Genomic DNA, 23583 nt, shown 5'->3' on the forward strand with positions numbered 1-23583 from the left:
ATTACTTGTTGGTGATGTTCGGGGCGACGACCGGAGTGTCGGACAGTTCAGGCATGGCGCCTTTCTTGGAGCCGGCGATCAGGGACAGGTACTCCTGCTCGGTAGGCAGATCGTCGCCGCCTTCGAAATGTTCCAGCAGGTTGTCCTTGAAGAACACCGAGACGCGGCTGCTCATCAGTTCGCCGTTGCCCTTGGCCAGGCGGAATTCATAATCCCAGCGGTTGGCGTGGAAGACATCGGTCAGCAGCGGCGTGCCGAGCACGAAGCGCACCTGGTCGCGGGTCATGCCCGGCTTCAGTTGCGCTACCATTTCCTTGGACACGAAGTTGCCTTGCTGGACGTCGATGCGGTAGGGCTTGAGAAAACCGAACAGGCTGGTGCCGCTCTTTGAAACCTGCACGCCGGACGCGTCGTGAGTTGCCGCGCCTGCAGCCGGTTTGTTGGATGCGCAGCCGGACAGCAGGGCGCTCAGCGCGATCAGCGCTGCAGCGGTAATACGGTAGGAAGGCAACATTCGCATAAAGATTTCAATTGGTTGAGCAATTGTGCTAAAACGCTATATGATAAAGCAGATAACCCGATTTTTACTGAAACATGCCTAATAATCCATCCGAACTGAAAGCCAGCGGCCTGAAGGCGACTCTGCCGCGCCTGAAAATCCTGGAAATCTTCCAAAACACCGAGGTGCGCCACCTCAGCGCGGAAGATGTCTACAAAATGCTGCTGGCGGAGAATCTCGATGTGGGACTGGCGACGGTCTATCGTGTGCTGACGCAGTTCGAGCAGGCCGGCCTGTTGCAGCGTAACCATTTCGAAACCGGAAAGGCCGTGTTCGAACTGAACGAAGGCTCGCATCACGACCATCTGGTCTGCCTCGATTGCGGCAAGGTCGAGGAATTCTTCGACGCCGAAATCGAGAAGCGCCAGGTCAAGATCGCACAGGAGCACGGCTTCGAGATCGCCGACCATGCGCTGGCGCTCTATGGTCATTGCAGGAATTGCCAGAAAATCAAGAAGTAGGCAGTTCGCTTCGGCCGCATTTGCAAAAAGCCATCCGGCAGTCACGCGGGATGGCTTTTTTGTTCTAGCGTCAATAAGCGTCAGTGATTGCCGCTAAGCGCGCTCGATAGCAGCTTGGCCGTGATGTCGACAATCGGAATCACGCGCTCATAAGCCATGCGCGTCGGTCCGATCACGCCCAGCGTGCCGACGATCTTGCCGTTGACTTCATACGGCGCGGTGACGATGCTCATATCGTCCATCGGCACCAATTGCGACTCGCCGCCGATGAAGATTTGCACACCGCTGGCCTTGCTTGAGACGTCCAGCAACTGCATCAGGCCGGTCTTTTGCTCGAACATTTCAAATAGCTTGCGCAGCGAGGTCATGTTCGACGACAGGTCGGCCACGCTGAGCAGGTTGCGCTCGCCCGAAATCACGACGTTGTCGGCGTCTTCCGCCATCGCATCGCTGCCGGCTTCGACCGCCGCCTGCATCAGGTTGGTCATGTCGTCGCGCAACTGGCGCAATTCGCTTTGCAGGCGCTGGCGCACTTCATCGAAGCCGAGGCCGCCGTAATGCTGGTTGATGTAATTGGCCGCCTGCACGAGTTGCGACGGCGTGTAATCGACTTCGGTCATCAGCAGGCGGTTCTGCACGTCGCCGCCGGGACCGACGATGACCAGCAGGATACGTTTTTCGGACAGGCGCAGGAATTCGATTTGCTTGAAGATCGACTCGCGCCGCGGCGTCATCACCACGCCGGCGAATTGCGACAGCGACGACAGCACCTGGGCGGCATTGGAAATGATCTTTTGCGGCGAGTTGACCGGCAGGCGCGATTGCAGCTTGCGCTCCAGCGTCGCCTCGTCGATGGCGTCGATCGACTCGATGGTCAACAGGGTATCGACGAAGACACGGTAGCCGCGCGGCGTCGGCACGCGGCCGGCGGAAGTATGCGGGCTGGCGACGAAGCCCATTTCTTCCAGGTCGGCCATGACGTTGCGGATCGTCGCCGGCGACAGTTCCAGGCCGGAAATCTTGGAAAGCGCACGTGAACCGACCGGCTGGCCGTCGGCGATGTACCGTTCGACCAACGCCTTGAGCAGGGTTTGAGCGCGATTGTCTAGTTGCATGGCTTCATTCTAACGAGCCGGGGGCAGGCGTGCCAGCGTCCGTCCATATATATATTTCATGCCGCCAGCCAGTTTGCCAGTTCTGACAGGTCGGCGCATACCGCATCGGGCCGGACGTGGTCCGGCAGCTCGCGTTTGAAACGGTTCATCCAGACCGCGCGCAGGCCGGCCTGCTGGGCGCCCAGCACATCCAGCATGAGGTCGTCGCCGACGTAGACAGTCTGCTCCGGCAGGACGTTCAGCGCGGCGCAGGCGGCATGGAAGATGGCCGGATCGGGTTTGGCGGCGCCGAACTGGTGGGCGGCGATCGAGATCTCGAAATGTTCGGCCAGGCCGATGCGGCCGAGGTCGGCGAAGCCGTTCGAGACGGTGCCCAGTTTCAGGCGCGGTTTCAGTTGCAGCAGCGCCGGCACGACATCGTCGAACGGCGTCACCGCGTTGCGACCGATGGTGAAAACCTCCATGGCCGGATCGGCCAGCGCCGGGTCTTCGCCATGTTCGGCCAGCACGGCCGTGAGTGCGGCATGGCGCAGTGCCCACAGGTTGATCTTATAAGTCGGGTCGGTTTGCGCCAGCGTCTGGCGGCGTGCGCGCAGGGAATCGATCGTCTCGCGCCGGACGACGCCAGGCGCATGCCGGCCGAGCCAGTCGTAAAGCCGGGTTTCGGCCTGCCGTAACACCGGCTCGACCGCCCATAGGGTGTCGTCGAGGTCGAACAGCACAGCGTGGATGGGTGTTTTGTTCATCAAATCGACTCAAAAAGTTCCAAATTATGCTTTAATCCGCAGCATGTGGCCCATCAAATTACCCGTGCAGGCGGCAACGCCCAAAACCATTGCAATCGTCGGCAAATTCCATGCTGCCGGCATCGCTCAATCCCTATCGGACATTGCCGCCTTCCTGGAAGCGCATGGCCACACCATCGTGTTTGAGGCCGAGACCGCGCAGAATGTCACGCTGGAAGGCTACGATGCGATGTCGCCGGAACAGATCGGGCAGTTCGCCGACGCTGCCATTGTGGTCGGCGGCGATGGCACCATGCTGGGCATTGCCCGCCAGTTGGCTCCTTATAACGTGCCGCTGATCGGGATCAATCAGGGGCGTCTGGGTTTCATGACGGATATTTCGCTAGACCGCATGATACCGGTATTGGCCGATATGCTCGACGGCAAGGTCGAAGCCGAGACGCGCTCGCTGCTGGAAGCGGCTGTGTGGCGCGACGGCGCGCAGATTTTCCACGCGCTGGCCTTCAACGATGTGGTGGTCGCGCGCGGTGCCTCGTCCGGCATGGTCGAGCTGACCGTTGAGGTTGACGGCCGCTTCATGTACAACCAGCGCTCGGACGGCCTGATCGTGGCCACGCCGACCGGTTCGACCGCCTACGCCTTATCGGCTGGCGGCCCCATTCTGCATCCCAGCCTGCATGGCATCGTGCTGGTGCCGATTGCGCCGCACGCCTTGTCGAACCGGCCGATTGTGATTCCGGATTCATGCGAAATCTCGATCCAGCTCGTCAATGGCCGCGATATCAGCGCCAACTTCGACATGCAGTCGCTGACCAGTCTGTCGCACGGCGATCGCATCGTCATCCGGCGCTCGGCGCACAAGATCACCTTCCTGCACCCGGAGGGCTGGAGCTATTACGACACGCTGCGCCAAAAATTGCACTGGAATGAATACCCCTCGGTCGAAGGGCGTCTACAATAGCGGCTTGTTCCGCTCCTGTTCGCGTTGCGCGCCCAAGTTGCCGGATGCAGCGCGATATTTCCAAAAATCAATTCCCTGATCCCATGCTGCGTACCCTGTCGATTCGTGATTTCGTTATCGTCGATGCCATTGAACTTGAGTTCGCTCCCGGATTTTCGGTATTCACCGGCGAAACCGGCGCCGGCAAGTCGATCCTGATCGACGCGCTGGCGCTTGCGCTGGGCGGTCGCGGCGACGCCAGCGTGGTGCGCGAAGGCGCGGCCAAGGCCGATATCACCGCCGATTTCAGCGCCGGTCCCGAGATCGCCGTCTGGCTGGAGGCGCATGAATTCGCCGACGAGGACGGTGCCGTGCTGCTGCGCCGCGTGATCGACAACGCCGGCCGCTCCAAGGCTTTCATCAACGGCATCGCCGCCACCGCGACGCAATTGCGCGAACTTGGCGAGTTGCTGGTCGACATCCACGGTCAGCATGCACATCAGTCCCTGCTCAAGGCTGATGCCCAGCGCCAGTTGCTGGACAGCCAGGCGGGTTTGCTCGATGAGGCCAAGACAGTTGCTGCTGCGTACAAAACCTGGCGTGCGCTGGCCAGGCAGCGTGAAGAGTTTGAAATCAACGCCAAGAATGTTCTGCTTGAGCGCGAACGCCTCGAATGGCAGGTCGGCGAACTGGAAAAGCTGGCCGTCAAGCCCGGCGAATGGAGCGAGATCAGCAACGAGCACAGTCGCCTGTCGCATGCCGCCAGCCTGATCGACGGCGCGCAGGAAGCGCTGAGCGCGATTTCCGAATCGGACGCGCCGATCCTTTCGCAACTGTCGTCGCTGACGCAGAAGCTGAGCAAGCTGACCGACGTCGATGCTGCGCTGAAGCCGGTGTTGGACGCGCTGGAACCGGCGCAAATCCAGTTGCAGGAAGCGGTGTACGCGCTCAACGACTATCTCGGCCGGGTTGAGCTCGATCCTGCGCGGCTGAAGCAAGTGGAGGGGCGGCTGGAAGCCATCCATTCGACCGCTCGCAAATTCCGTGTGGCGCCGGACGACTTGCCGCAGGAGCACGCCAAACTGGCGGAAGAATTGAAGCAACTGGCCGACGCCAGCGATCTCGACGCCCTGCGCGCGCAGGAAGAGAAATTGCAGGCAGCTTATACCAGCGTGGCGCAGAAATTGTCCAAAGGCCGCGCCAAAGCCGCCAAGGCATTGGGCGAAGCCGTGACGGCGGCGATGCAGGATCTGAGCATGTCGGGTGGACGTTTTTCGATTGCCCTGGAAGCTGGCGAACCGGCCGCCTATGGACTGGAGCAGGTGGAATTCCTGGTCGCAGGCCATGCCGGCGTGGCGCCGCGGCCGCTGGCCAAGGTTGCTTCCGGCGGCGAACTGGCGCGCATCGCGCTGGCGATTTCGGTCATCGCTTCCAGTTCGACGGCGACACCGACGCTGATCTTCGACGAAGTCGACAGCGGCATCGGCGGCGGCGTGGCGGAAGTGGTCGGCCGTCTGTTGAAACGTCTCGGCCAGGACCGCCAGGTCTTGTGCGTCACCCATTTGCCGCAGGTTGCCAGCCAGGGCAACCAGCATTTCCAGGTCAGCAAGCGCAACGACGGCGGCAAGACCGTGTCGCAGATCGACGTGCTGGACGCCAAGTCGCGCGTGGAAGAAATCGCGCGTATGCTGGGTGGGCTGGAAATTACCGCGACTACCCGCAAGCACGCACGCGAGTTGCTGGCGCTTTAATCCCGCCAGTTTTTGCTTCCCGCCAACGTCAAGACCCTTCACGGATTTTCATGTCATTTCGCAAAGAGCCTCCTTACACCCATGGCGTTACGGCGCAAACCGCCGTCGTGCTGGTCAACCTGGGCACGCCGGATGCGCCGACCGCGCGCGCGGTGCGGCGCTATCTCAGGCAGTTCCTGTCCGATCCGCGCGTGGTGGAGATTCCCAGAGCAATCTGGTGGTTTATCCTGCATGGCGTCATTCTGCCGTTTCGCTCCGGCAAATCGGCGGAGAAATATGCTTCGATATGGGATGTCGAAGGCTCGCCGCTGAAGCTCAACACCGAGCGCCAGGCAGCTTTGCTGCGCATGCGCCTGCTTGAGCGCGGCCATCGCGTGCACGTGACTTACGCCATGCGCTACGGTCAGCCGGCGGTGGCCGACGTGCTCGACGCCCTGAAGGCGCAAGGCTGCGACCGCATCCTGATCTTGCCGGCGTATCCGCAATATTCCGGCACCACGACGGCATCGATCTTCGACGCCGTGTTCAAGCATTTTGCCAAGGTGCGCAACGTCCCCGAACTGCGCCTGATCAAGCACTATCACGATCACGATGGCTACATCCAGGCGCTCAAACGTTCGGTGCTGGCGCATTGGGACGCCAATGGCCAGCCCGACAAGCTGGTCATGAGTTTCCACGGCGTCCCCAAGCGTACGCTGCTGCTGGGCGATCCTTACCATTGCGAATGCCATAAGACCGCACGGCTGCTGGCCGCGGCGCTGGATTTGGCGGAAACGGATTACGTCGTCACGTTCCAGTCGCGTTTCGGCAAGGCCGAATGGTTGCAACCTTATACCGCGCCGACCTTGCAGGAATTGGCGCGCCAGGGCGTGCAGCGGGTCGACGTGATGTGCCCCGGGTTCACCAGTGACTGCCTGGAAACACTGGAAGAGATTGCGATGGAGGCCAAAGCCGAGTTCCTGCATGCCGGCGGTCGCGAATTTCGCTTCATCGCTTGCCTCAACGACGCCCCGGCCTGGGGCCAGGGCATGATGGAAATTGCCGAGCAGCATCTGATCGGCTGGCCGACGCTGGCTGGCGCGGCGTTGCGCGAAGAAGAAAGGAAACAGGCGGAAGTGTCGGCCGAACAGGCACGCCAGCTCGGCGCCTCCCAATAGCGCAAACTGGACGTAAGCAATGTGCGGCCTGTTAAAATAGCAGGCTGCACTGTTATTGCACTGCAGAAATGAATTGCGGGGCGGCGCCCGTCAGTACAGCGCGACCAAGTGCGAATAACTGATCCAGGCGGCTGCCAGCAAGGCGTAGGCAATGATGGTGGCGGAGATAAGCGGCAATTTCATGACGTCTCCTTGGAAAGTTGGTGAAAAAGAGGGATGACTACATCATAAATGCTGCATCGCAATTGCCTGTTTCAAGTGTAGTAAATCCTGTAACAAGACGTTAGAACGTTTAGTTAGATGTGATATGACTTCAGGATATGGGACAGGTTCGTAATAACCCTTGAAAAATTAAGGTTAAGCCTCATGTGCAACCCCATGCGCATCGGGCGCTGAATACCACATACGCGTTACATGTCGGAGAGTATTAACTATGCAAGATACGGAAAAACAAGCGGAAAACGAACCGGTGCAAGGTGCTCAGGAGGCATCGGCAGCAGCGCAAGACCAGGCTCAGGAGCCTGGAGCGCCTTCCGAGCCAACGCCGGAAGGGCAATTGATCGCCGCTGAGGCCAAGATCGCCGAGATGCAGGATGCTTTCCTGCGCGCCAAGGCCGAAGCCGAGAATATCCGCCGCCGGGCCCAGGACGATATCAGCCGCGCCCACAAGTTTGCGATCGAAGGATTTGCCGAGTCGCTGCTGGCAGTCAAGGACAGCCTGGAAATGGCCCTGAAGATCGAAACGCCGTCGGTCGAGTCGCTCAAGGAAGGCGTCGATATGACCTTGAAGCAATTGTCGGCGGCATTCGAAAAGAACAAACTGCTGGAAATCCACCCGCAAGCGGGCGAAAAGCTTGACCCGATGAAGCATCAGGCGATCTCCGCCGTGCCGGCCGAACAGGAAGCCAATACCGTCGTGGCGGTTTTGCAGAAGGGCTACACGATTTCCGACCGTTTGCTGCGTCCTGCGCTGGTGACCGTGGCGCAAGGCAAATGATCGAACACAATAAGAGGCACAAAATTTGCTTTTAAGTGACCCTTTCCGCTTGAAAGTGACATTTTTCTCCACATATTAAAACTATCAAAACTATTGTTGTTCCCTAACGGGAACTTAAGGATCGAAGGAAAAAATCATGGGCAAAATCATCGGTATTGACTTGGGTACAACCAACTCCTGCGTTTCCGTCATGGAAGGCGGCCAGCCGAAAGTCATCGAAAACTCCGAAGGCGCGCGTACCACGCCTTCCATCATCGCTTATCAGGAAGACGGCGAAATTCTCGTCGGCGCTCCTGCCAAACGCCAGGCCGTCACTAATCCGAAGAACACCATCTATGCAGCCAAGCGCCTGATCGGTCGCAAGTTCGACGAGAAGGAAGTGCAAAAAGACATTTCACTGATGCCGTACCAGATCGTCAAGGCCGACAACGGCGACGCCTGGATCAGCGTGCGCGACAGCAAGCTGGCACCGCCACAAATTTCCGCCGAAGTCCTGCGCAAGATGAAGAAAACCGCCGAAGACTACCTCGGTGAAGAAGTGACCGAAGCGGTCATCACCGTGCCTGCCTACTTCAACGATTCGCAACGCCAAGCGACCAAGGACGCCGGCCGCATCGCCGGCCTGGACGTCAAGCGCATCATCAACGAGCCGACCGCGGCTGCACTGGCGTTCGGCCTCGACAAGACCGACAAGGGCGACCGCAAGATCGCCGTGTATGACTTGGGCGGCGGCACCTTCGACGTGTCCATCATTGAAATCGCCGATGTCGACGGTGAAAAGCAGTTTGAAGTACTGTCCACCAACGGCGACACTTTCCTCGGCGGCGAAGACTTCGACCAACGCATCATCGATTACATCATCGACGAGTTCAAGAAGATCAACGGCCTCGACCTGTCCAAGGACGCGATTGCCCTGCAACGCATCAAGGCATCGGCCGAGCGTGCCAAGATCGAACTGTCGTCGTCGCAGCAAACTGAAATCAACGAGCCGTACATCGCCATGGCCAATGGCGCGCCGGTCCACCTGAACCTGAAGATCACCCGCGCCAAGCTGGAATCGCTGGTTGAAGAACTGATCGCCAAGACCATCGAGCCATGCCGCATCGCGATCAAGGACGCCGGCGTCAAGGTCAGCGACATCGACGACATTATTCTGGTCGGCGGCATGACCCGCATGCCGAAGGTGCAGGAGAAGGTCAAGGAGTTCTTCGGCAAGGATCCGCGCAAGGACGTCAATCCTGACGAAGCGGTCGCCGTTGGCGCCGCGATCCAGGGTTCGGTGTTGTCGGGCGAGCGCAAGGATCTGCTGCTGCTGGATGTGACGCCGCTGTCGCTGGGCATTGAAACCATGGGCGGCGTGATGACCAAGATGATCAAGAAGAATACGACCATCCCGACCAAGTTCAGCCAGGTGTTCTCGACCGCCGACGACAATCAGCCCGCAGTGACCATCAAGGTTTATCAGGGCGAGCGCGAAATGGCTGCCGGCAACAAGGGCCTGGGCGAATTCAATCTGGAAGGCATTCCTCCTTCGCCGCGCGGCACGCCGCAAATCGAAGTGACCTTCGACATTGACGCCAACGGCATTCTGCACGTCGGCGCCAAGGACAAGGCTACCGGCAAGGAAAACAAGATCACCATCAAGGCCAACTCCGGTCTGACCGAAGATGAGATCGAAAAAATGGTGCGCGATGCCGAAGCCAACGCCGAAGAAGACAAGCGCCTGAAGGAACTGGCTGAGACCCGCAACCAGGGCGACGCGCTGGTCCACTCGACGCGCAAGGCGCTGACCGAATACGGCGACAAGCTGGAAGCCGGTGAGAAGGACACGATCGAAGCTGCCGTCAAGGAGCTGGAAGAAGTCCTGAAGGGCAACGACAAGGCCGCCATCGACGCCAAGACTGCGGCGCTGTCCGTGGCTGCGCAAAAGCTGGGTGAAAAGATGTACGCCGACCAGCAGGCGCAGCAGGCTGCGGCCGGCGGTGCAGCAGGCGCGGCTGGCGCAGCAGGCGATGCGCGTCCGAAGGACGACGACGTGGTCGATGCCGACTTCAAGGAAGTGAAGTAATTGCGATGGACAGAGACCCAGGTCTCTGTCCCAAACGCAGCAACAGCGTCAGGAACACGTCGACCGGCGCTGCCGTTCGACACGCCGAGTCAGACGGTCGCAAGACCGTCTCTCGGCTTTTTCACATTGTTGGTTTCTACTTATTGGTGGGAGAAGCCCAATAACAAGGTGCTTATAAAACATGGCAAAACGTGACTTTTACGAAATTCTAGGTCTTGCGAAAAACGCGACCGACGACGAGATCAAGAAGGCTTATCGCAAGCTTGCGATGAAGTATCATCCTGACCGCAACCCGGACAGCAAGGGCGCAGAAGAGAAGTTCAAGGAGGTCAAGGAAGCCTACGAGATGTTGTCCGATCCGCAAAAGCGCGACGCCTACGATCGTTACGGTCATGCCGGCGTGGATCCGAACATGGGTGCAGGCGGCGGTGCCGGTGCCGGCGGCTTCGCCGATGCCTTCGGCGATATCTTCGGCGATATTTTTGGCGGCGGCGGCGGCGCCGGCCGCGGCCGTAGCGCCGGACCGCAGGTATATCGCGGCGCCGACTTGCGCTACAACCTGGAAATTACGCTCGAACAAGCGGCCCACGGCTTCGATACAACGATCCGCGTGCCGTCCTGGGACGAATGCGATACCTGCCACGGCTCAGGCGCCAAGCCGGGAACGTCGCCGACCACATGCAGCACTTGCGGCGGTCACGGCCAGGTGCGCATGCAGCAAGGTTTCTTCAGCATTCAGCAGACTTGCCCGAAGTGCCACGGCAGCGGCAAGGTCATCCCTGAGCCATGCCCGACCTGCGCCGGCGCAGGCAGGCTCAAACGCAACAAGACGCTGGAAGTGAAGATTCCGGAAGGCATCGACGACGGCATGCGCATCCGTTCGTCCGGCAACGGTGAACCGGGCATGAATGGCGGTCCTCCGGGCGACCTGTATGTGGAAATTCACATCAAGGCGCACGAGGTCTTCCAGCGCGACGGCGACGACCTGCATTGCGAAATGCCGATCTCGTTCGCCAAGGCGGCATTGGGCGGCGATATCGAAGCACCAACCCTGAGCGGCAAGGCCTCGTTCACAATTCCCGAAGGCACGCAGTCGGGCAAGACTTTCCGTCTGCGCGGCAAGGGCATCAAGGGCGTGCGTTCCGGCTATGCCGGCGACCTGTTCTGCCACGTCGTGGTGGAAACGCCGGTCAAGCTGACCGAGCGGCAGAAGGATCTGCTGCGCGAGTTCGAGAAGCTGACCATAGAAGGCGGCGCCAAGCACAGCCCGCAAACCAAGACCTGGAAGGACAAGGTCAAGGAGTTCTTCGAGTAAGCTTCGGCAAACCGGCCTATCCTCGGGGACAGGCCGGTTTTTCTTGGTTTTTTTCTATACAATGCAATCGCATGCAGCGATCGGATGACGACGCTGCAGCATCCCCGAAAGACATCGTTAGCATGCGCCGTCGACCGATCCGGTCGTATCAGGTGCCCGCCATGACAATCACGGCGAACGCCCGGTCTTTTACCCATTCACCCCATGCCTGCCGTGATCGGACCTCCGGTGCGATGCGACGGCAAGCGTGAAACTCGATCTTGCCGACTATGACGACACCAAGCCAACAAGACCAGGTTCAGCAGCAACTTCTGCAAGGCAACCGCCGCTGGGCAAGTGAAATCACCTCGCGTGATCCCGACTTTTTTTTGAAGCTCGGCTCGCAGCGCTCGCCGGAATATCTGTGGATCGGTTGTTCCGACAACCGCGTGCCCGCCAACGAACTGCTCGGCCTGTTGCCGGGCGAGCTGTTTGTCCACCGCAACATCGCCAACGTGGTCGTGCATACCGACCTGAACTGTCTGTCCGTATTGCAGTTCGCGGTCGACGTGCTGAAGGTCAAGCACATCATCATCTGCGGCCATTATGGCTGCGCTGGCGTGCAGGCGGCCATGACCAAGCGCCGCGTCGGGCTGGCGGATAACTGGCTGCAACATGTGCAGGACGTTCACGAAAAGCACATCGGCTGTTTTCACGGCCACATGTCCGAAGGCGATCAGCATGATCGGCTATGTGAGCTCAACGTGCTCGAACAGGTCGCCAACATTTGCCGCACCACCATTGTTACCGATGCCTGGGAACGCGGCCAGGCGCTCAGCGTCCATGCTTTGGTGTACGGTGTGCATGACGGCTTGCTCGAAGCACTGGCCCCGACCGTCAGCAGCGCGGAAGGGTGCGTGAAGCATTTGTCTGCCAGTCTGGAACGCTACGCCGGGACTCGTTAAGGCGGCGAGCACTCAGTCTCCAGAGCGTTTTTGCGCGGCAAAGAGCTGAGGGAATTTTTGGACAAGAACAAGTCGGCCGACTGGCAGAGCTATGCGTCCCGGGACGGTTCCATTTCAGGCGAAAGTTCAAGCCCGCCTGTTTCCGGCAAGGCCAGAACGGCAACGATAACAATCAGATAGCCGCCTGCCGCAAGGTAGCCGATGGCCAATCCCAGGGGAATGGATGTGCTCATATAGCCCACCACCGCCGGACAGATTGCGCCAACGGCGCGTCCGGCGTTGTAGCAGAATCCCTGTCCCGAACCACGAATCCTGCTGGGGAATAATTCGCTCAGATAGGCACCCATGCCGGAAAAAATACCGGATAGGAAAAAGCCCAGCGGAAAACCGAGGACCAGCATCATGGCGTCGGTGATCGGAATTTGCGTGTACACGACAATCAATGCGCCCGCACATGCGGCAAACAGGATGAAGCAACGGCGCCGTCCCAAATGATCGGAGAGCCAGGCGCTGGTCAGGTAACCGATGAAGGAACCAAGAATGAGGATGAGCAAATAAGAACTGGTGTTGAGCACCGACAAATGCCGTTCCGTCTTGAGGTAAGTCGGCAACCAGGTCGTTACCGCATAATAGGCGCCTTGCATGCCGCTGGTCATGAGGCTCGCCAGAATGGTGGTGCGCAACAGCGCCGGAGAAAAAATATCGAGGAAATTGCCGGCATCGCCCGCAGCCTGCATTTGCTTGCGTGTGGCGATATACAGTGCGGGCTCTTTCAGGTTGCGGCGGATATAAATGATCAGCAAGGCGGGCAGTCCTCCGAGCCAGAACAAAATGCGCCATGCCAGCTCCGGCGGCGTCAAGGCGTAGACGATCCAGAACGCGATGGCCGACACTCCCCAGCCGACGGCCCAACTGCTTTGCACAAGACCCACGGCTTTGCCGCGGTGACGTGCCTGGATCATCTCTGCGATCAATACCGAACCAACCGACCATTCGCCGCCGAATCCAAAACCCTGCATGGCGCGCGTAAAGAATAGCTGTTCATAGGACGTGGTAAAGCCGCTGAGGATGGTGAAAAATGTGAACCACAAGACCGTCAACTGCAAAATGCGTACGCGGCCATATTTGTCGGCCAGCACGCCGGCCAGCCAGCCGCCGATGGCGGACGTGACGAGCGCGCCGGTGGCGATGTAGCCGGCCTCGGCTTTGCTCATTCCCCAAATCATGATCAGGGTCGGAATGAGGAAGGTGTAGATCATGTAGTCAAAGGCATCGACGCCATATCCTGCAAAGGCGGCGAGCAAGGTTCTTTTCTCATCGGGGCTGGTTTGTCGTAACCACATGGCGTCTCCTGAAGCGTAGGTATGAATGTGATGCGCGCAACCGGCCAATCGGCGCCGGCTACGTGCTTCTTCTTGCGGGCAAGGCTTGTTTATCTGAAAGGAAGATCTTTGTTGAGCAGATCGGTGATGAGCATATGGCCGGGCGCATGGGTAATGCAAAATGGCGGCCTGGCCGCCATCACCACAGCCTGGGGAGTCACGCCGCAGGCCCAGAACACAGGCAGTTCTTCGGGAAGGATGTCAATGGCGTCTCCGAAGTCGGGCTGAGCGATATCGGCGATGCCGATGAGGGCGGGGTTTCCCAAATGTACCGGTGCGCCATGCACTGCCGGAACCCGACTGGTGATTTGCACTGCGCGAATCGCATGGGCGGTCGACATGGGGCGCATGGATACCACCATCGGTCCGTGAAAAGGACCCGCGGGCATGGTTGGCATATTTGTTTTGAACATGGCAACGTTCTTTCCCTCTTCCACATGGCGCAGGGGAATCCCGGTTTCCATCAGGGCGTGTTCAAACGAAAACGAGCAGCCCAGTGCGAAGGTCACCAGGTCATCGCTCCACAGCGCGCGAATATCGGTGCATTCCTGTTGCATGACGCCATCGCGCCAGACGTGATAGCGCGGTACATCGGTGCGTATGTCGATGTCTTGTCCCAGATCGGGCAGGAAAGGCACTCCCGGTTCCGATACCGCCAGCAAGGGGCAAGGCTTGGGATTACGCTGGCAAAAGTGCAAAAAATCCGAAGCCAGTCCCGCGGGCAAAATGACGATATTGCATTGGACGTTGGGAGGCGCCAGTCCGCTGGTATGCTTGTCCCAGATTCCGGCGCGGATGGGCTGACGCGCATCATGAGCGCTTGTAGAGGACGATTTCCGAGGCATCTTCATAAGAAAAGGATCTTTCTTTTAACGGTCGTTTCAATGAATGTGCTTGATGTCCTGAATCCAGAGTGCGCCGCCGTGTGACGCAAGAACGGATCAGGATAAAGACCGCGCCCGCCAAGGCAAGGCAGGCATCGGGTCGTCGTCCGGTGGATATCACATGCACGCAACAGTTTTCAAGATGGTTTCTTGCTGGTTCGCAAGAAACATATCATCGACACGTTGCTTGTGCAATTGACAATAATTGAGTTTTTGTACTTTTATGCGCCGTGCTTGCCGAGCGACGCTTCATTTCATCGTCACATTGAACTCGGGTGGGAGGTTGGCGCCCATAGACGACGGCAGCGCGTCGTTGCGGGCGCGCTGGAGGATCGGGCAGATCGGATCAGAAGCAGTGCTCGGCCGCAGGAAAACTTCCGTCCTGCACTGCTGCCACATAAGCGCGCACGGCTTCTTCGATGCTGGCGGAGCCGTCCATGAAATTCTTCACGAAACGCGCCTTGTGGCCGGGGAAGACGCCCAGCATGTCGTGCATCACCAGCACCTGCCCGGAGCATTCCGGGCCGGCGCCGATGCCGATTGTCGGGATGCGCAGTTGCGCGGTCACCTCGGCGCCCAGCGTCGCCGGAATCGCCTCGAGCACCAGCAGCGAAGCGCCCGCCGCCTGCACTGCTTTGGCGTCGGCGTGCAGCAGTTCGGCGCCTTCCAGCGTCTTGCCTTGCACCTTGAAGCCGCCCATCTGATGCACCGACTGCGGCGTCAGGCCAAGGTGCGCACAAACCGGAACGCCGCGCTCGGTCAGGAAGCGCACTGTATCGGCCAGCCAGGAACCGCCTTCCAGCTTCACCATGTGCGCACCGGCCTGCATCAGTTTCACCGCCTGCTCGAATGCCGCCGCCGGCGTCGCGTAGGTACCGAAAGGCATGTCGGCGACCACCAGCATGGTTTGGTTGCCGCGCGCCACGCTGGCGGTGTGATACGCGATGTCGGCAATCGTCACCGGCAAGGTGGATTGATGGCCCTGGCACACCATGCCGAGGGAGTCGCCGATCAGCGCCACGTCGACGCCGCTGCGGTCCATCAGCGCGGCGAAGCTGGCGTCGTAACAGGTCAGCATGCTGATCTTGTCGCCCTTGTCGCGCATCGTCTGCAGGGTGTGGATGGTGACGGCTTTCTTGCGCGTCGCGGGGGCGTCCTGCAAATAGGCGGCCATGGTTATTCTCCTCGGTTCAGGAATGCGCGCTTGCCTCGCATATTGGCAATATGCGAGAGCAGCAACTGGAAGTCTTCGTCGCGTTCGGCCATGTTCATGTGCTCGTTGTTGACGATCAGCAGCGGTGCGGCATCGTAGTTGTAGAAAAAGCGGCTGTAGCTGTTGCCCAGGCGCTGCAGGTAGTCGGGCGAGATCGATGCTTCCATCGGGATGCCGCGCTTTTTGATGCGTTCGACGAGCGTCTCCAGCGGCGCTTGCAGATAGATCACCATGTCAGGCTGCACAGCGTGCATGCGCATGTGCTGGTAGAGCTGTTCATACAGTTTCAGTTCTTCGTCGCCCAGCGTCAGTCGCGCAAACAGCGGGTCCTTTTCCAGCAGGAAGTCGCCGACGAAACGCGTACGGAACAAGTCCGGCTGCGCCAGCTCCTGTAATTGCTGGATGCGCTGGAACAGGAAGAACATCTGCGTTTGCAGCGCATAGCGGCCGGCATCGCGGTAGAACTTTTCCAGGAAGGGATTTTCCTGCGGCTGTTCCAGCACGGTCTGGGCGCCGAGATGTTGGGCCAGCTTGCGCGCGAGCGTCGTTTTGCCGACACCGATGGGGCCTTCAATGACAATGTACTTGTAGCGGTCTAAACCCATTCTGGCCCTTGGCTGGTGATTGCAGTGGATGCAACGATGCAACGGATGGTGAGCCCGCATTGTAGGAGATTGAGTCCGTCGTGTCAGCGGCCGCTGTCAAACCGCATCCAAACGCGATTGGCGGTTCAACTGCGAAAAATGAAATATACCGCTCCCACCAGGCACAGCGCCGCCCATATATAGTCGAGCTTGAACGGCTGGTTCATATAGATCATCGCGAAGGGCACGAACACCGTCAGCGTGATCGCTTCCTGCATGATCTTCAGTTGCGCCAGGCTGAACTGGGTATAACCGATGCGGTTGGCCGGCACCTGTAGCAGATATTCGAACAGGGCGATCGACCAACTGATCAGGGCGGCGATCCACCAAGGCCTGGAGGCCAGACTTTTGAGATGACCGTACCAAGCAACGGTCATGAAGATATTCGACAGCGTCAACAAGCCGACGGTCTGGAAAATGACAGGTATTTGCATGAGAAGGATGAATGGAGGAGATGATTATTTCCGTATGGAAATGCGTACTTTGACAAATCAAGCTGAATTCTGCCTCTATTCCGCCCACAGACCAAGGAAAGAGCGAGCCAGAATAGGAAACTGGCAAAATGCCTGAGCCACGGACAGAGGAAAAAACAGGCGGGCGGTCGTCCGAGACCTATTGCCGAATAGAAATTAAAAATGGTGACGAATAGATAAAAAAGCGGCTGCTTGTGGCCGTTAATGCACGTAGGCGCCGAATCTGGAAGGCGGCATCCGACAACTGGGAAATCAAATATTCTGATTGGGATATCGTGAAGTCGAAATATCACGCCTTGCTTTTGCTCTGGGGGATCAATGCACTTTTGCTGGCGTTGCTGGCGCCACGGTGGTGGCAGGGACTCATTGCCGGGGTGCTGATTGGCGCTGCGGCATGGATGCTGGCAGACGCGAACGCAAAATCCGGGGCAACCGATGCGGAGGATCGCGCAGGCGCCGACAAGCTTGGGCAGCAATACCTGCCGGATCTGCCCGATTTGCTGCAGGGCGTGGTGCCGGCATGGCGCAACAATGTGCAATTGGCCCGCGCGCAGACGCAGGAAGCCATCGACAAGCTGACGCAGCGCTTCGTTGGCATCCATCAGCGCCTGGGCGGCGCCGTCAGCCTTGCCGAAGGCGGCAAGAACGGCGACGTATTGCAGGTGATACAGAACGCGGCCATGCAGCTCGGCGGCATCGCCGAAGCGCTGGAGCAGGTCCTGTCCACACGTGACGCCTTGCTGCGCAAGATCGAGACGCTCGGCCAGCATAACGAGGAAATCCGTCAACTCGCGCAGGAAGTCGAGCAGATCGCCGGCCGCACCGGCGTCGCCGACCTGTTCTCCGACCAGCAAAGCTGGACTGCGCTGGCCGCGCGCTCGGCAGACGCCGGCAGGCAGATATTCAACAAGACCAAGGCTGTCCAGCAGCAGATTCAGACCGCACTGGTGTCGGCCAACCAGCTCGACACCGACGCCAGTCGCATGATCGACGACTCGCGCCTGGTGATCGACTCGGTCATCGCCGATTTCCGGCAGTCGGCGCTCAAGCTCAGCGGCACCGTCGGACAACTGGAAGAAGAAAACCGCGAAGTGGATCAGGAGGTCTGCGACATCCTCGTCAATCTGCAATTCCAGGACCGCATCAGCCAGATACTCGATCACGTCCAGCGCGACATGGTCAAGCTGGTCGACTTGCTGGAGGATGCGGTGGCGCTGCCGGATCGCGCGGCGTGGCTGGCGGAACTCGAAAAGACTTACACCACGCTGGAGCAACGCCAGGTACATGCCGGCCAGCAGGCCGACAAGTCGATGCAATCGCAAGTTGATTTCTTTTGAAGAGGGGTGACATGCATGCAAGAAGCGAGCTTTTCCATAGCCGTTTGCCATGTGGACAGCGAACGGCGCGTTTTGAGCGCGATCCCGGCACATCCTTGTTTCGGGGGGCGATGACATGAGCGCGAAGACGATTCTCATCGTGGATGACTCGTTCAGCCTGCGGCAAACCATCAGCATCGCGCTCAAAATCGCCGGCTATGAAGTGGTCGAGGCGATCGACGGTCGCGACGCCCTCAACAAGCTCGATGGTCGCAAATACAATCTGATCATCTCCGACGTCAACATGCCCAATTTGGACGGCCTGAGCTTTGTGCGCGAAGCCAAACAGAATCCGCATTACAAGTTCACCCCGGTTCTCATGCTGACCACGGAAAGCGGCGATTCGCGCAAACAGGAGGGCAAGGCCATCGGTGTGCGCGCCTGGGTGCACAAGCCCTTTCTGCCGCCGGTTCTGCTCGACGCCGTGGCCAAGCTGGTGTCTCCTTAGGAGTCGACATGCCATTGACGCAAAGCACGCGAGACGGACATGTGCTGCTGCAGGTCAGCGGAGGCCTCACTATTTTTCAGGCAGCCGAATACAAGCCGCAGTTGCTGGGCGCGAGCGACCATGCCGACGATGTACTGGAACTGGATCTGAGCGGGGTCGACGAGATCGATACTGCCGGCCTGCAACTGCTGCTGTTGCTCAGGCGCGAAGCGGCGGCGCAATACAAGCAACTGATTCTCAGCAGCGCCAGCCCTGCCGTGCAAAGCGTGCTCGACATGCTGCGCCTGCAGGATAGTTTCAACAGCGGCGCATCGGCTGCACAGGGGCTGGCATGAAAAAAGACGCGGCCCGCGACGCACTGGTGCAGGAAGCGCGCGAACTGCTGGTCGCAATGGAAGCGGCATTGCTGCAGATCGAGAGCGACGGCCCCAGCCGCGACGCGATCAACGCCATTTTCCGCGCCGCGCATACCATCAAGGGTTCGGCAGGCTTGTTTGCGTTCGACAGCATCGTCAGCTTTACCCATTTGCTGGAAAACGTCCTCGACAAGGTGCGCAACGGCATCCTCAAGCTGGATGACGCCATGATGTCGCTGCTGCTCAATTGCGGCGATTACATGAGCGAGCTGGTCGATGCGATCGCTGAATTCAAGGAAACCCAGGACCCGGATCCGGGTCGGCGTGCCGAACTCGAAGCGACGCTGAACAGGCATTTGGAGCACGCGGTGGCGGCGGGCGTCGAAGACGTCGCCAAGCCAGTCGGCACCTCCGCCGCTGCTGCTGCCGTCTCGCCGCCCGTTGCCAACGCGGTGTCGCTGATGTCGGCCGAAACCGCATCCGAAGCGGACATCGAAGGCGCGGTGGCCAATCCGTATTGGCATCTTTCCCTGCGCTTCAGTCCGGACGTGCTGCGCGACGGCCTGGACCCCCTGTCGTTCCTGCGCTATCTGCTGACAATGGGAGACATGGCTTACGTTCACGTGATTGATCGGGCGATTCCCGCGACCGACGAGATGGATGCCGAATTGTGCTATCTCGGTTTTGAAGTCGGTCTGGCTAGCACGACGGAGCGCGAGGCGATCGAAAGCGTGTTCGAGTTCGTGCGCGAGGACAGTCACATTACAATACTGCCGCCGCACGGCGCGCTGGAGGATTACAGGCGCTGGCTGCAGCACATGCCGGAACGCGAGAGCCTGGCAAAACTTCTGTTGCAATCGCAGGCGCTGACCGAGGAAGAGTGGCGGCAATTGAAGTTCAGCGCCGAGCCTGCCGCCAACGCAAGCACCGAGGCAAGCGCCGATGCCGATGCGGCGATCGCGCACGCTGCTCAGCAGGCGGCTTCGGCTATCCCGGTGCTGCGGCAAAAGGCGGGCGACGAGAAAAAAAGCCAGGAACAGAAATTCATCAAGATAGAGGTATCGAAACTCGACCAGTTGATCGACCTGGTCGGCGAGCTCGTGATTGCCGGCGCCGGTGCCAGCCTGGTGGCGAAGCGCAAGAAAGACCAGCGTTTTGACGAAGCCACCCAGTTGATTTCCGGACTGGTGGAGCAGATACGCGACGCCGCGCTGACGCTGCGCATGGTGCAGATCAAGGAAGTATTCCAGCGCTTCCCACGCGTGGTGCGCGATATGTCGCGCGAGATCGGCAAGAACATCGAATTCATCGTGACCGGCGCCGACACCGAGCTCGATAAATCCATGGTGGAGAAGATTTCCGATCCGCTGATGCACCTTGTGCGCAACGCCATGGATCACGGTATCGAGGCTGCGGATGTGCGCCGCGCCGTTGGCAAGCCAGAGACGGGCGTCCTGCGTCTGAACGCGACGCACGAATCGGGCAGCGTAGTGATCGAGGTGTTCGACGACGGTCGCGGCCTGGACAAGGAAAAAATCCTCAGGAAAGCAATTCAGCAAGGACTGGTGTCGGCCGACGCGGCGCTGTCCGAGAAGGAGATCTTCCGCTTGATTTTCGAGCCCGGTTTTTCGACCGCGGACCGGGTGACGGCGCTGTCCGGCCGTGGCGTCGGCATGGATGTGGTCAAACGCAACATCGATGCGTTGCATGGCGAAGTCGACATCTTCAGCAATCCGGGCCAGGGCACCATGGTGCGCATTCGCCTGCCGCTGACGCTGGCGATCATTGCCGGCTTCCAGGTGGTGGTCGGCGGGGCCGTCTTCGTCATTCCGCTCGATCTGGTGGTCGAATGCATCAATCTGTCGACGCATCAGGTGCATAACAACGTAGTCACGTTGCGCGGCGAGCCGTTGCCGTTCATTCCGCTACGGGAACTGTTCGACCTGCCGCATCGCGAATCGTCGCGCAAGAGCCTTGTGATCGTCCAGTACGGACAGATGCGTGCCGGCTTGCTGGTCGACAACCTGCTGGGGGAATGCCAGGCGGTGATCAAACCGCTCGGCAAACTGTTCAGCAAGGTCAGGGGATTGAGCGGTTCGACTATTCTCGGCGATGGGCGGGTGGCGCTGATCCTGGATGTAGCGCATCTGATCGCGCACACCGGAAGGATGGAGCAGGCCGATATCAGGCGGTCGGAAATCAAGGCCGAATTCGGCGAGTGAGCAGCAAACCAAGCAATAAAGCGTGCAGAACGGAAACCGTCTGTTCCGGCGCGACAGGAAAGACAGTATGCAGAACAAGGGAATGGTCATGCAAAACAAACTGACGCAACGAATGAGCATCCGGCAGCTCTTTGTCTGGCTGGTGATCGTATTGGCTGTGCTGATGGGATCGATCGTCAGCGTGACGCGTGCGCTCAAGGACGCTAATACCAACCTGGACCAGGCGCACGAGTCGCGCTATTACTCGTTCTCGCTGGCCAACGAAATGCGGCGAAGCTCCGAGGACCTGACCAAGTTCGGGCGCGCCTACGTCACCACCGGCGACCCCAACGACGAAGAACGCTACTACATCGTGCTCGACATCCGCAATGGCAAACGCCCGCGTCCGAAGAACTACGAGCGTTTCAACCTCGATCTGGTCACCGCCAAGCAACTCAACAGCATCCCGACCGAGCCGGCGGTGCCGCTGATCGATCTCATGAAACAGGCCGGCTTCACTGCCCCCGAATTGGCCAAGATGCAGGAAGCGAAGGCCAATTCCGATGCGCTGACCAAGATCGAGATCACCGCCTTCAATGCCGTCAAAGGACAGTTCGACGACGGCGCCGGCAACTTCACGGTGACGGGCGCGCCCAATCAGGCGATGGCGCAGGAACTGATGTTCGACCAGAACTACCGCGCCATGGTGGGACGCATCATGGTGCCGATCAATGATTTCCTGCGCATGGTCGACGAGCGTACCCAGAAGCGGGTGAACCTTGCTCAGGCGCGTTACTCCCAACTCGAGATGGTGATCTTCTCATTGCTGGGCGCTTCCATGCTGTTGCTGCTGGTTTGCCTGTTCTTCACTTACCGCGTGATCCGTTCGCAACTGGGCGGTGAGCCGAAAGACGCCATGATTGTGTTGCGCAAGGTGGCCGAAGGCGACCTGACGGTGAACGTGCCGGTATCGAACAAGGACACCGGCAGCGTGCTGCACAGCACCCAGCAGATGATCGCCAAATGGACGGCGGTGATCGGCGACGTCAGCGGTACCGCCAGTTCGCTGGCATCGGCATCGGAACAGATTTCGGCGTCGTCTCAGGCATTGAGCAAGAATGCATCGCAACAGGCGTCGAACGTCGAAGAAACCAGCGCTTCGGTGGAAGAAATCACCGCCACGATTGCACAAAATGCGGAGAATGCGCGAGTCACCGACAGCATTGCCAGCAAGTCCGCCAGTTCGGCCGCCGAGGGCGGGGAAGTGGTGCGCGAGACGGTGCTGGCCATGAAGCAGATCGCCGGCAAGATCGGCATCATCGACGACATTGCCTACCAGACCAATCTGCTGGCGTTGAACGCCGCGATCGAAGCCGCGCGCGCGGGCGAACACGGCAAGGGTTTTGCGGTGGTGGCGGCGGAAGTGAGAAAGCTGGCGGAACGTTCGCAGACGGCGGCGCAAGAGATCATCGCGGTCGCCGAGAACAGCGTCAGCCTGGCGGAAAAAGCAGGCGGCCTGTTGGACCAGATGGTGCCATCGATCCGCAAGACCGCGGATCTGGTGCAGGAGATCTCCGCCGCTTCGCGCGAGCAATCCGCCGGGCTTGAGCAAATCAATAACGCCGTGCATCAGATGGCGCAGACCACGCAACTGACGGCGTCGGCTTCGGAGGAGTTGTCTTCCACCTCCGAGGAGATGAGTGCCCAGGCCATGCAATTGCAGGAGCTGATCCAGTTCTTCCAGGTCGGGGAAGAAAAACGGCCGGCGGCAAAGAAAGCCGGCAAGGCCGGCAAAGTGGTTAACGAGCCGCCCGCGATCAGCACCAAGTTCGTCAAGCCGGGCCGGCTTTCCATGCTGGACGGCGGCGACGATCCGGTCGACGAATCTTCATTCAAACGCTTCTGATTCGACGTTTCAGCAACCTGGAGCGGGAAGGGAACGGCACTGTCGGATGTTTGAGGAGTACATGTATGCCTAGTTTGTCGCTTAACAGCGAATCGTCTTTTGCCAGGACACAGCATCAGGAACAGGTGCAGAGCCGCCAGTTCCTGACCTTCGTGCTGGGCGAGGAAATGTTCGCCATGCCGATCGAGGATATTCGCGAGATCATCGAATTCAGCAGCCTGACCGAGGTGCCGCTCATGCCGAGTTTTTTGCGCGGCGTCATCAATCTGCGCGGCGCCGTGGTGCCGGTCATCGATCTGTCGGTGCGTTTTGGCAGGGCGCAGACGCCGGTTGCCAAACGCACCTGCATCGTCATCATGGAACTGGCGCAGGAGCAGCAGACCTTGCTGCTGGGCGTCATGGTCGATGCCGTGCGCGCGGTGCTGACGGTGGAGAACGAAAAGATCGAGCCGCCGCTGTCGTTCGGCGCCCGCCTGCGCGCCGATTTCATCGAAGGCATGATCAATATCAAGGACCGGTTTGTGGTGGTGCTCGACGTCAAGGCGGTCTTGTCGGTGGATGAACTGTCGACGCTGATCGGCATGGCGGCGGTTGAAGAACTCAACGCGCCGCCGACGGCTTAGGATTAAGATTGGGGCGCAACGGCT

At 59.5% G+C, this 23583-nt stretch carries 22 protein-coding genes; 14 read left to right on the forward strand and 8 right to left on the reverse strand.

The window, feature by feature from the left end; all coding sequences use genetic code 11:
- Position 1: 1 nt before the first annotated feature.
- Complete coding sequence (locus RV1423_RS08365) at positions 2-514, reverse strand: outer membrane protein assembly factor BamE (RefSeq protein ID WP_034295346.1); 513 nt, start codon at positions 512-514, stop codon at positions 2-4.
- Between the two features lie 80 nt (positions 515-594).
- Between RV1423_RS08365 and fur the strand changes: the two genes are divergently transcribed.
- Entirely contained in the window at positions 595-1020 is a 426-nt protein-coding gene (fur, locus tag RV1423_RS08370; protein ID WP_034295348.1) for a ferric iron uptake transcriptional regulator, read from the forward strand.
- A gap of 80 nt (positions 1021-1100) precedes the next feature.
- Here the strand turns inward: fur and hrcA are convergent, their stop codons facing one another.
- Entirely contained in the window at positions 1101-2135 is a 1035-nt protein-coding gene (gene hrcA, locus RV1423_RS08375) for a heat-inducible transcriptional repressor HrcA (protein WP_034295350.1), read from the reverse strand.
- A gap of 56 nt (positions 2136-2191) precedes the next feature.
- A complete protein-coding gene (locus RV1423_RS08380; protein ID WP_034295351.1) occupies positions 2192-2881 on the reverse strand; it encodes an HAD family hydrolase in 690 nt (229 codons plus the stop codon).
- 43 nt (positions 2882-2924) lie between these two features.
- Here RV1423_RS08380 and RV1423_RS08385 point away from each other — a divergent pair, with 43 nt between their 5' ends.
- The 7 genes from RV1423_RS08385 (at position 2925) to can (ending at position 12053) form a co-directional block, all read left to right on the forward strand.
- Positions 2925-3842: an NAD kinase gene (locus RV1423_RS08385; protein ID WP_034295353.1), complete on the forward strand. Its 918-nt coding sequence runs from the start codon at positions 2925-2927 to the stop codon at positions 3840-3842.
- An 83-nt stretch (positions 3843-3925) separates the two neighbouring features.
- Positions 3926-5572 carry a DNA repair protein RecN gene (gene recN, locus RV1423_RS08390; protein WP_034295684.1) on the forward strand — a complete coding sequence of 549 codons (1647 nt, stop codon included), beginning with the start codon at positions 3926-3928 and terminating at the stop codon, positions 5570-5572.
- Between the two features lie 50 nt (positions 5573-5622).
- Complete coding sequence (gene hemH / locus RV1423_RS08395) at positions 5623-6729, forward strand: ferrochelatase (protein WP_034295355.1); 1107 nt, start codon at positions 5623-5625, stop codon at positions 6727-6729.
- A gap of 433 nt (positions 6730-7162) precedes the next feature.
- Positions 7163-7726, forward strand: a complete 564-nt coding sequence (gene grpE, locus RV1423_RS08400; RefSeq protein ID WP_034295357.1) for a nucleotide exchange factor GrpE — start codon at positions 7163-7165, stop codon at positions 7724-7726.
- A 136-nt stretch (positions 7727-7862) separates the two neighbouring features.
- Positions 7863-9794, forward strand: a complete 1932-nt coding sequence (gene dnaK / locus RV1423_RS08405) for a molecular chaperone DnaK (RefSeq protein ID WP_034295359.1) — start codon at positions 7863-7865, stop codon at positions 9792-9794.
- 181 nt (positions 9795-9975) lie between these two features.
- Entirely contained in the window at positions 9976-11109 is a 1134-nt protein-coding gene (gene dnaJ, locus RV1423_RS08410) for a molecular chaperone DnaJ (RefSeq protein ID WP_034295361.1), read from the forward strand.
- A 269-nt stretch (positions 11110-11378) separates the two neighbouring features.
- On the forward strand, positions 11379-12053 hold the full coding sequence (can, locus tag RV1423_RS08415) for a carbonate dehydratase (RefSeq protein WP_034295363.1): 675 nt from the start codon (positions 11379-11381) through the stop codon (positions 12051-12053).
- Positions 12054-12142: 89 nt separating this feature from the next.
- Here the strand turns inward: can and RV1423_RS08420 are convergent, their stop codons facing one another.
- From RV1423_RS08420 to RV1423_RS08440, 5 genes are all read right to left on the reverse strand, one after another.
- Complete coding sequence (locus RV1423_RS08420) at positions 12143-13396, reverse strand: MFS transporter (RefSeq protein ID WP_034295365.1); 1254 nt, start codon at positions 13394-13396, stop codon at positions 12143-12145.
- An 89-nt stretch (positions 13397-13485) separates the two neighbouring features.
- Positions 13486-14280 (reverse strand): putative hydro-lyase, encoded by a 795-nt coding sequence (locus RV1423_RS08425; protein WP_034295685.1) that lies wholly within the window; start codon positions 14278-14280, stop codon positions 13486-13488.
- 385 nt (positions 14281-14665) lie between these two features.
- Positions 14666-15493 (reverse strand): 3-methyl-2-oxobutanoate hydroxymethyltransferase, encoded by an 828-nt coding sequence (panB, locus tag RV1423_RS08430; RefSeq protein WP_034295367.1) that lies wholly within the window; start codon positions 15491-15493, stop codon positions 14666-14668.
- Between the two features lie 2 nt (positions 15494-15495).
- Entirely contained in the window at positions 15496-16137 is a 642-nt protein-coding gene (locus tag RV1423_RS08435) for a deoxynucleoside kinase (RefSeq protein ID WP_034295368.1), read from the reverse strand.
- A gap of 125 nt (positions 16138-16262) precedes the next feature.
- Complete coding sequence (locus RV1423_RS08440) at positions 16263-16610, reverse strand: DMT family protein (RefSeq protein WP_034295370.1); 348 nt, start codon at positions 16608-16610, stop codon at positions 16263-16265.
- A gap of 314 nt (positions 16611-16924) precedes the next feature.
- On the opposite strand from RV1423_RS08440, the gene RV1423_RS08445 reads away from it, so the two are divergent.
- The 6 genes from RV1423_RS08445 to RV1423_RS08470 all read left to right on the forward strand — a co-directional run bounded on the left by RV1423_RS08445 (position 16925) and on the right by RV1423_RS08470 (position 23559).
- Positions 16925-17986, forward strand: coding sequence for a hypothetical protein (locus RV1423_RS08445; protein ID WP_034295372.1), 1062 nt, complete (start codon positions 16925-16927; stop codon positions 17984-17986).
- A gap of 115 nt (positions 17987-18101) precedes the next feature.
- Positions 18102-18473 carry a response regulator gene (locus RV1423_RS08450; RefSeq protein WP_034295374.1) on the forward strand — a complete coding sequence of 124 codons (372 nt, stop codon included), beginning with the start codon at positions 18102-18104 and terminating at the stop codon, positions 18471-18473.
- 8 nt (positions 18474-18481) lie between these two features.
- A complete protein-coding gene (locus RV1423_RS08455) occupies positions 18482-18808 on the forward strand; it encodes an STAS domain-containing protein (protein WP_034295376.1) in 327 nt (108 codons plus the stop codon).
- Complete coding sequence (locus tag RV1423_RS08460; RefSeq protein ID WP_034295378.1) at positions 18805-21051, forward strand: chemotaxis protein CheA; 2247 nt, start codon at positions 18805-18807, stop codon at positions 21049-21051. The genes RV1423_RS08455 and RV1423_RS08460 overlap by 4 nt, the downstream gene beginning before the upstream one ends.
- Before the next feature lie 88 nt (positions 21052-21139).
- Positions 21140-22936, forward strand: a complete 1797-nt coding sequence (locus RV1423_RS08465) for a methyl-accepting chemotaxis protein (RefSeq protein WP_034295686.1) — start codon at positions 21140-21142, stop codon at positions 22934-22936.
- 65 nt (positions 22937-23001) lie between these two features.
- Positions 23002-23559 carry a chemotaxis protein CheW gene (locus tag RV1423_RS08470; RefSeq protein ID WP_034295380.1) on the forward strand — a complete coding sequence of 186 codons (558 nt, stop codon included), beginning with the start codon at positions 23002-23004 and terminating at the stop codon, positions 23557-23559.
- The last annotated feature ends 24 nt before the right edge of the window (positions 23560-23583 follow it).

It is taken from the genome of Herbaspirillum sp. RV1423 (genome assembly GCF_000577615.1).
Lineage (GTDB): Bacteria > Pseudomonadota > Gammaproteobacteria > Burkholderiales > Burkholderiaceae_D > Herbaspirillum.